This is a genomic window from Micrococcus sp. KT16 (assembly GCF_003315015.1).
GTDB classification, from domain to species: domain Bacteria; phylum Actinomycetota; class Actinomycetes; order Actinomycetales; family Micrococcaceae; genus Micrococcus; species Micrococcus luteus.
On sequence record NZ_QNRG01000025.1, the window covers coordinates 1 to 6,837 of the forward strand.

The window sequence follows — 6,837 nt, forward strand, 5'->3', positions numbered from 1 at the left end:
CAAACCAGCTGGCCACCAGTGGGCAGTTCTGATGGCCACCAGCGGGAAGAAACACTGGCCGCCTATGGGCAGAACTCAATGGCCCTTGACAGCTGTGGCAGCGCAGGTCCTCGTGGCGAGCGCCGCGGGACCAGCGGGCCATCTCGATCGCGTCGAGGACCATCTCGGTGCGCATGTGTGACGCGCACCGCCACCCGACGATCATCCGGGAGAACGCGTCGACGATGAAGCAGACGTACGCGACGCCGGCCCACGTCGGCACGAACGCCAGGTCGGTGACCCAGAGCCGGTTCGGGGCAGGCGCGGTGAACTCCCGCTTCACGAGGTCCGGGTGCCGCGCCGCGGTCGGATCTGGCCGGGTCGTCTTCACCCGCTTCGACCTGGTCGCGCCCTTAATCCCTGCGGCGCGCATGAGCCGGCCCGTCTGATCTCGGCCGATGTCGATCCCGGCGCGACGCGCGGTCTTCCAGAGCTTTCTGACCCCGTAGACGCGGTAGTTCGTCTCCTAGAGCTCGACCAGCTGCGGGATCAGCTCCTCGTCCCGCACCGCGCGAGCCGAGGGGGCGCGGGTCTTGGCGGCGTAGTAGCTGCTCGGAGCCACCTGCAGCAGCCTGCAGATGAGCTCGACTCCGAGCCGGCGAGCGTCGACCAGGTCATCCTTGTTCGCGTCGATGAACGCGACTACTTCCGGTAGTGGCGGTCGAGCTCCGCCCCGAAGAAAGACGCAGCACGCTTGAGGACCTCGTTGGCCCGCCGCAACTCCCGGACTTCCTGCTCCAGTTCACGCACCCGCCGCGCCTCAGCGCTGCTCACGCCAGAGGTGACGCCGTCGTCGATGTCGGCTTGCTTGACCCACATCCGCACGGACTCGACCCCGTACCCGAGCTGCGTCGCGACCCGATTGACGGTCCCATGCTCGGTCCCCAGCTCGGCACGCAGCGTCCTCACCATCCGGACCGCCGCGGCCTTCTCCTCCGGCGAATACCGACGCGTCGTCGGCTTCCCCGCTGTCTGCTCTTTCGGCATAACTCCATCCTCGTTTCCAAGGTCAGGAGTCTCCAACAAACCCAGGGCGCTTCAATCGGTCAGGAAGGCAGCAGGAGCACCTTGATGTCGTAGTCGAGCTTGCAGAGATAGAAGATCAACTCGACGACGGGACGGTGACTATCCCAGCGGGGCTGTGAGGGGCCGATCTCGCAGAACCTTGCGGCAAACTCAACCTTCTCGCGCGCGGCCGGGATCGATGCGCGGAAGGCCGCTTCATCCCATTGCTCTTCGCTCATACTCCCGACCGTAGCGGTGAGTACCGACACGGCCGTGGGAGCTCTCAGCCCCAGAAGATCGGATCCTGGTGGCTGCCGATGTAGTCGAGCAGACTCTGGACGTTCTTCGTCGGGCGCCTCTTCGTGTACTCGTGGAACTTCATGTGCCGGTCACGCCAGTAGATGCTCCACTGGCCGGTCTTGACGGTGTATCGCAGGCGCGCGACCGGGAACCGCGTCCAGTCGCCCTGCCCGTCCCACGGCGGCCGCGTCTCGATGATCGTGACGTGCCGGTCGGCGATCTCGGCTTCTACTCTCACCTGATCCCACAGGTGCTCGGGCACGCGTTCACGGCACCAGCGGCCGATGCGCAGCAGGTCGGTCTCGGGCATAGCCATGGTCAAGTCCTTTTGAGTGGTGTATCGAGGCTTTGTCGGGTTCCTCGTGGTCGGGTGGGTTGTCAGGCGGCGAGTGCCGCGTGGCCGGGGTCGTCGGTCATGGTGTCGCTGACCTGTAGGGCGGCTTGTTCAGCCGCGGCTTTCGCGGCTGCTTCGGCGAGCATCGTGTCGGTCGCGGTCAGCAATTCCAGGCTCATGTAGCGCCGTGATTCGGTCCATTCGTCGTGCTGCTCGGCCAGCACCGCGCCGAGGAGTCTAATCACCGCGACTCGGCTGGGGAAGATGCCGACGACGTCGGTGCGTCTCCGGATCTCCTTGTTGAGCCGTTCGTTCGGGTTGTTCGACCAGATCTTCTTCCACACCTCCTTCGGGAACTTCGTGAACGTGAGCACCTCATCGCGGGCGCCCTCGAGGTGCTCGGCAGCGGCCGGCAGATGGGTGGCCAGGCTGTCGATCATGTGCTCGTACTGGGCGATCACCGCCTCGACGTCGGGCTGGGTGTAGACGCTGTGCAGCAGCGCTTTCACCGCGGGCCACTGCGACTTCGGGCACACCGCCATCAGGTTGGCCGCGTAGTGGGTGCGGCAGCGCTGCCACTGCGCCGTCCCGAACACCGCCCCGGCCGCTTCGACCAGCCCGGCATGGGCATCGGAGGTGATCAGCTCCACCCCCGACAGGCCGCGGGCAGCCAGATCACGGAAGAACCCGAGCCACCCCTCCCTGGTCTCCGCGGTGCCCAGTTGCAGGCCGAGGATCTCGCGGTAGCCGTCGTTGTTGATGCCGGTGGCGACCATGGCGGCGACCTTGACGACCCGGCCGTGTTCACGCACTTTGAGCACGAGCGCGTCGGCGGCGACAAACCGATACGGCCCAGCATCGAGCGGCCGGGTGCGGAACGCTTCGACCGGTGCATCCAGGTCTTTACTCATCTCTGAGACCTGCGATTTCGACAGGCCCGTGATGCCGAGAGTCTGCACCAGTTTGTCCATCCGGCGGGTGGAGACGCCGAGCAGGTAGCAGGTGGCGACCACCGTGGTCAGCGCTGCCTCGGCGCGGCGGCGCCGCTCCAGGAGCCAGTCGGGAAAGTAGGTGCCTTCGCGCAGTTTCGGGATCGCGACGTCGATGGTGCCGGCGCGGGTGTCCAGGTCCCGGTGCCGGTAGCCGTTACGCCGGTTGGTGCGCTCATCCGAGCGGGCGCCGTAGGCGGCGCCGCACACGCTGTCAGCCTCGGCCGACAGCAGGGCATTGATGAAGGTGGTGAGCATCTGACGCATCAAGTCCGGCGAGGCCTGGGTGAGCAGATCGGACAGAAACGCCTGGGGGTCGATATCGTGGGGAGCGGTCATCGCGGGTGTCCCTTTCGAGTGGGATGTGAGAGTTTCCTCGAAAGCCTCCCGCGGTGACCGCTTCTACTTCGCGGTCGACACGCCAACCGGAGTCAACGTGCTGCGGGATTCGTACACCACTCTGCCGGACGCAACTGCGCCGCACCCTCCACACCGGGATGAGCCTGCTGACCGACCGCCAAAAAGAACACCTCAGCGTCCTCTTCGCCCACGAGAAGCACGCCGCGGTCGAAGCGGCCTGGGAGATCTACCAGGCCATGGTCGCCGCGTATCGAGAATTCGACCGCGCAAAGGCTAAGGCCAAGATGGAGAAGGTGATCGCGGCGCTGAGCAAGAAGGTCCCCGACACCCTCGAGGAACTGGGCAAGCTCGGCCGGACACTGACCAAACGCGCCGCCGACGTGCTGGCGTTCTTCGAGCGACTGGGCACCAGCAACGGTCCGACGGAGGCGATCAACGGCCGGCTCGAACACCTGCGCGGCTCCGCCCTCGGCTTCCGCAACCTCACCAACTACATCGCCCGCAGCCTCCTCGAATCAGGCGGCTTCAGACCCTTGCTACACCCTCAAATGCGATGAGCCTCGAATGCAGGATCTTGTGCCGACAGCGGCGCACGATGGTCGCGGGGATCTCGAACAACCGTGCGCGAAACCGTTTGGGCTCCCAGCGACGTGCATCATGGCCGGCCAGCGCGATGGCCTGCATCCAGGCGACGATGACGCCGGCGAGCTGGACGATCTGGCACCAGACCTGGTTCTGCGCGAATCCCTGCAGCGGGAACTTCATCAGGCCCATGTCCTTGGCGTTGCGGATCCGGTCCTCGCAGCGCGCGCGGCGGCGGTGACGCAGCTCCAGCACTGGAAGCTGGCCGCGTGGGGCGTTGGTCGCGAACGCAGTGATCCGCATCCCTTTGTGATCGGTGATCCGTAGCTGCACTCCGGGGTGGGGGCGTTCCTTCCTTACGGTTACCCGCATTCCGGGGGCCACCCGGGCAGGTCCAGTAGTCCGGTCAGTTCCGCGACCCATGCCCCATCGCGGATCCCTTCGGTGTCGGTGTCGTAGGCAGGAGTCCACGCCTTCGCCTCATCAATACGTTCCAACAGGTCAGGAGTGTTCGCGGGGAGGGTGAACCCGACTGAGTAGGCCAGACGCTGCCGCTCCAGCCAGCCCGCGAAGTCCTTGGGGCCGCCGGCCCCGTCGGTGCGAATCAGGACCTTTTTCGATCCCCGCCCGCCCCGGCCCAGCAGGGCCGGTGGGAGCTGCGCAAGGGCCAGACGGGTGACGGCGATGTGATCGCTGGCGGTGTTCGAGCCCGCGTTGCCGGGGCGAAGGTGGATCGCGAGCGGTTCCCCGGTTCCTTCGCTGCCGTGGTCCAGGAACGCGTACAGAGGGTGGTAGCCGAAGCCGCGTTTGAACGTCGGGGCGGCTTGCTCCTTCTCACTGTGGACGTTGATCAGGGTGGCGTCGAGGTCGATGACCAGCGGGGTCTTCGCGCTCGTCCCCTCGGCCGGGGAATGCTCGCCGGCCAGGGCCCAGGCCTGCTCGCGCGCGGTCCTGCGAGCCCTGGCGATCGCGGTCATCACGGCGGGCGCGTCCTCAGCGAGGGTGGTGAGCGTGCGGGAGATCGTTGGGGCCGAGGCGACGTCACCGAACAGGCCCGGCTCGCACCGCAGCAGGTCGGTGTCACGGGCGACCTCCCCGCCCACCGCGAGAGTCATCGCTAGGTCCAGCAGGACCTTGGAGGCGTGATGCTCGGCCAGCGGTTTCGTCCATGAACCCAACGCTTCACGCAGCGAAGAGGCGAGGCCGGTGGCGTGGATCGTGTCGGTCAGCAGCACCGCGCCCGCATGCGAGGCCGCCGGGACCTCAGCGACGTCCACACGCGGGCGGGGGTAGAAGAACACGGTAGGGTGGGACACCTGAAAGGTGCTCCTTCCGGCCAGGGATTACGAGACTCGACACCCCGTATCATCCCAGGCCAGGAGCACCTTTCTCTATGACGCCCACCCGTCGAGACCACACCCCAGTGAAATCTCGAGGTCAGCGGGTGCTCGTGGCAGGGCCTGAACTGTGGTCCGTACACTCCTACTCATGGATGCGCTTGATATTGGACGGATCGTGGCCGGACTGGTGCTGCTGGTCTTGGGTGGGGAATTTTTGGTGCGTGGGGCGTCAGCACTGGCCGGACGTTTCGGGATTTCGTCATTGGTGATCGGTCTCACCGTAGTGTCAGCGGCGACGTCGGCACCCGAGTTCGCAGTGAGCGTCGGTGCTGTACTGCGTGATGAACCGGGGCTTGCCGTGGGCAATGCGGTTGGCAGCAACATCATTAATGTCCTGCTCATCCTGGGACTGTCCGCGCTGGTCGTTCCCCTCGCTGTAAAGCGGAGGCTGATCCGCTTTGACCTGCCCCTGATGGTCGTCTTGTCAGTTCTACTGCTCCTTGTGTCCCTGGATGGGAGGATCAGTGCGGTGGACGGGCTGATACTATTTTTCGGTGTGGTGGTCCACACCATAATGTCCGTGGTGATTAGTCGGCGGGACGCCAAGACCGCGGTGAATGCCCGGGAAGGGACAGGAGATTCGGCAACCGTCGATCCAGCCGACGAGGAAGGGGCTGCGCTAGGCGCCTCGGTCAGCAGGTCGCTCTTCTTTGTGCTGCTGGGGGTCGCGTTGCTGGTCGCCGGTGCCACGCTGCTCGTGGAAGGAGCAGTGAACATAGCCACCACGTTGGGCGTAAGCAGCCTCGTGGTCGGACTGACCGTTGTGGCTGTCGGGACATCGCTGCCCGAGCTGGCGACGTCCATCATTGCCGTGCGTCGCGGTGAACGCGACCTAGCGGTGGGCAACGTGGTCGGCAGCAATATCTTCAACATAGGGGTAGTGCTAGGACTAACCGCGCTCATCTCTCTTGAGGGCATTCCCGTATCCGGCGCCGCAGTGGCCTTCGATATCCCAGTAATGCTGGCGGCCGCAGTGGCACTACTGCCGATCGCGTTCACGGGCTTCGCGGTGGCGCGTTGGGAGGGCGGCTTGTTCGTGGTTTTGTACGCCGCCTACACCGGATACCTTGTGCTGGCTGCCACAGCGCACGATGCACTGGAGGGATTCACCGTAGCCATGGCGTGGTTCGTGCTGCCGTTAATCGCACTGACGCTCATTTCCTTTACAGCCTACGAAATCGGGCTCCGCAAGGGACGCCGAGACCTGGACCAGACCACGACTTCGACGTAGACCGTCGAGTGCATTCGGCTGCTGGCTTCATTCAGGTCGTCGGCTGAATGTAAATCGGCAAGAGATGACTGTCGGTTGGTGGTGTCATAGCGTCGTAGCAACACTCCCGGTCGGTGGGGGCTCGAGGCGAGGAGGCCTGGGATGGTGCGGCGGCGACTCACGTTCACGGAGCGGATGGAGATCTCGACGGGATCGAAGGCCGGGTGGGGAGTCCGGAAGATCGCGTCTCACCTGGGTAGATGCCCTTCGGTGGTCTCCAGAGAGCTTCGACCGAACTCGACGAAGACGCGCGGCTATCAAGCCGTGACCGCGGACGTGAAAGCGCAACGCCAGCGCTCTCGCCCACAGGTCCGGAAAGTGGCAAAGGACCCGGTACTCGAGGCCCGCGTCAACGCCGACCTCGCAGCGTCATGGATGCCGAACGAGATCGCGGGTCGCTTGCGTCTGGAGGCCGCAGACCCGACCGTTGAACGCATGGCGAACTCTCCCGACGCTCAGGGCCGTGAGCCGCCCCCTTCATTCGGTCCGGACGTTCTGTGAGTCGTCGGTTTCCATTTGATGGGTGCACTGCCGAGCGTACTCGGCTGGGGTTAGGTA

Annotated in this window: 5 protein-coding genes, 3 pseudogenes and 1 other annotated feature; of the genes and pseudogenes, 3 read left to right on the forward strand and 5 right to left on the reverse strand. The window is 65.2% G+C overall.

Features of this window, described 5'->3' with window-relative positions; genetic code table 11:
• Positions 1-82: 82 nt before the first annotated feature.
• The 4 genes and pseudogenes from DE149_RS11470 to DE149_RS11485 all read right to left on the reverse strand — a co-directional run.
• Positions 83-1,026 (reverse strand): annotated as a pseudogene (locus DE149_RS11470) (IS3 family transposase); the annotation flags it as partial.
• Positions 593-727: a sequence feature (AL1L pseudoknot), on the reverse strand. (Overlaps the previous pseudogene by 135 nt.)
• Positions 1,027-1,085: 59 nt before the next feature.
• Positions 1,086-1,283: a hypothetical protein gene (locus DE149_RS11475; protein ID WP_010078466.1), complete on the reverse strand. Its 198-nt coding sequence runs from the start codon at positions 1,281-1,283 to the stop codon at positions 1,086-1,088.
• A 44-nt stretch (positions 1,284-1,327) separates the two neighbouring features.
• The gene (locus DE149_RS11480) at positions 1,328-1,660 is read right to left on the reverse strand and encodes a DUF3024 domain-containing protein (protein WP_036315702.1); all 333 of its coding nucleotides are present in this window, start codon (positions 1,658-1,660) and stop codon (positions 1,328-1,330) included.
• Positions 1,661-1,722: 62 nt separating this feature from the next.
• Positions 1,723-3,006, reverse strand: coding sequence for an IS256 family transposase (locus DE149_RS11485; protein WP_100057176.1), 1,284 nt, complete (start codon positions 3,004-3,006; stop codon positions 1,723-1,725).
• A 137-nt stretch (positions 3,007-3,143) separates the two neighbouring features.
• Between DE149_RS11485 and DE149_RS11490 the strand changes: the two are divergent.
• Positions 3,144-3,584 (forward strand): annotated as a pseudogene (locus DE149_RS11490) (ISL3 family transposase); the annotation flags it as partial.
• Here DE149_RS11490 and DE149_RS11495 read toward each other — a convergent pair.
• Positions 3,553-4,925: pseudogene (locus tag DE149_RS11495) on the reverse strand (IS1380 family transposase). The pseudogenes DE149_RS11490 and DE149_RS11495 sit on opposite strands and share 32 nt — an antisense overlap.
• 172 nt (positions 4,926-5,097) lie before the next feature.
• Here DE149_RS11495 and DE149_RS11500 point away from each other — a divergent pair.
• Both DE149_RS11500 and DE149_RS11505 read left to right on the forward strand, forming a co-directional pair.
• Positions 5,098-6,240, forward strand: a complete 1,143-nt coding sequence (locus tag DE149_RS11500; RefSeq protein ID WP_043282823.1) for a calcium/sodium antiporter — start codon at positions 5,098-5,100, stop codon at positions 6,238-6,240.
• Between the two features lie 141 nt (positions 6,241-6,381).
• On the forward strand, positions 6,382-6,780 hold the full coding sequence (locus DE149_RS11505) for a helix-turn-helix domain-containing protein (protein WP_223247546.1): 399 nt from the start codon (positions 6,382-6,384) through the stop codon (positions 6,778-6,780).
• The last annotated feature ends 57 nt before the right edge of the window (positions 6,781-6,837 follow it).

Coding starts and splice junctions, on each gene's coding strand:
- DE149_RS11475 (WP_010078466.1), bottom strand. CDS start 1,283: ATGAGCGAAGAGCAATGGGATGAAGCGGCCTTCCGCGCATCGATCCCG.
- DE149_RS11480 (WP_036315702.1), bottom strand. CDS start 1,660: ATGGCTATGCCCGAGACCGACCTGCTGCGCATCGGCCGCTGGTGCCGT.
- DE149_RS11485 (WP_100057176.1), bottom strand. CDS start 3,006: ATGACCGCTCCCCACGATATCGACCCCCAGGCGTTTCTGTCCGATCTG.
- DE149_RS11500 (WP_043282823.1), top strand. CDS start 5,098: ATGGATGCGCTTGATATTGGACGGATCGTGGCCGGACTGGTGCTGCTG.
- DE149_RS11505 (WP_223247546.1), top strand. CDS start 6,382: ATGGTGCGGCGGCGACTCACGTTCACGGAGCGGATGGAGATCTCGACG.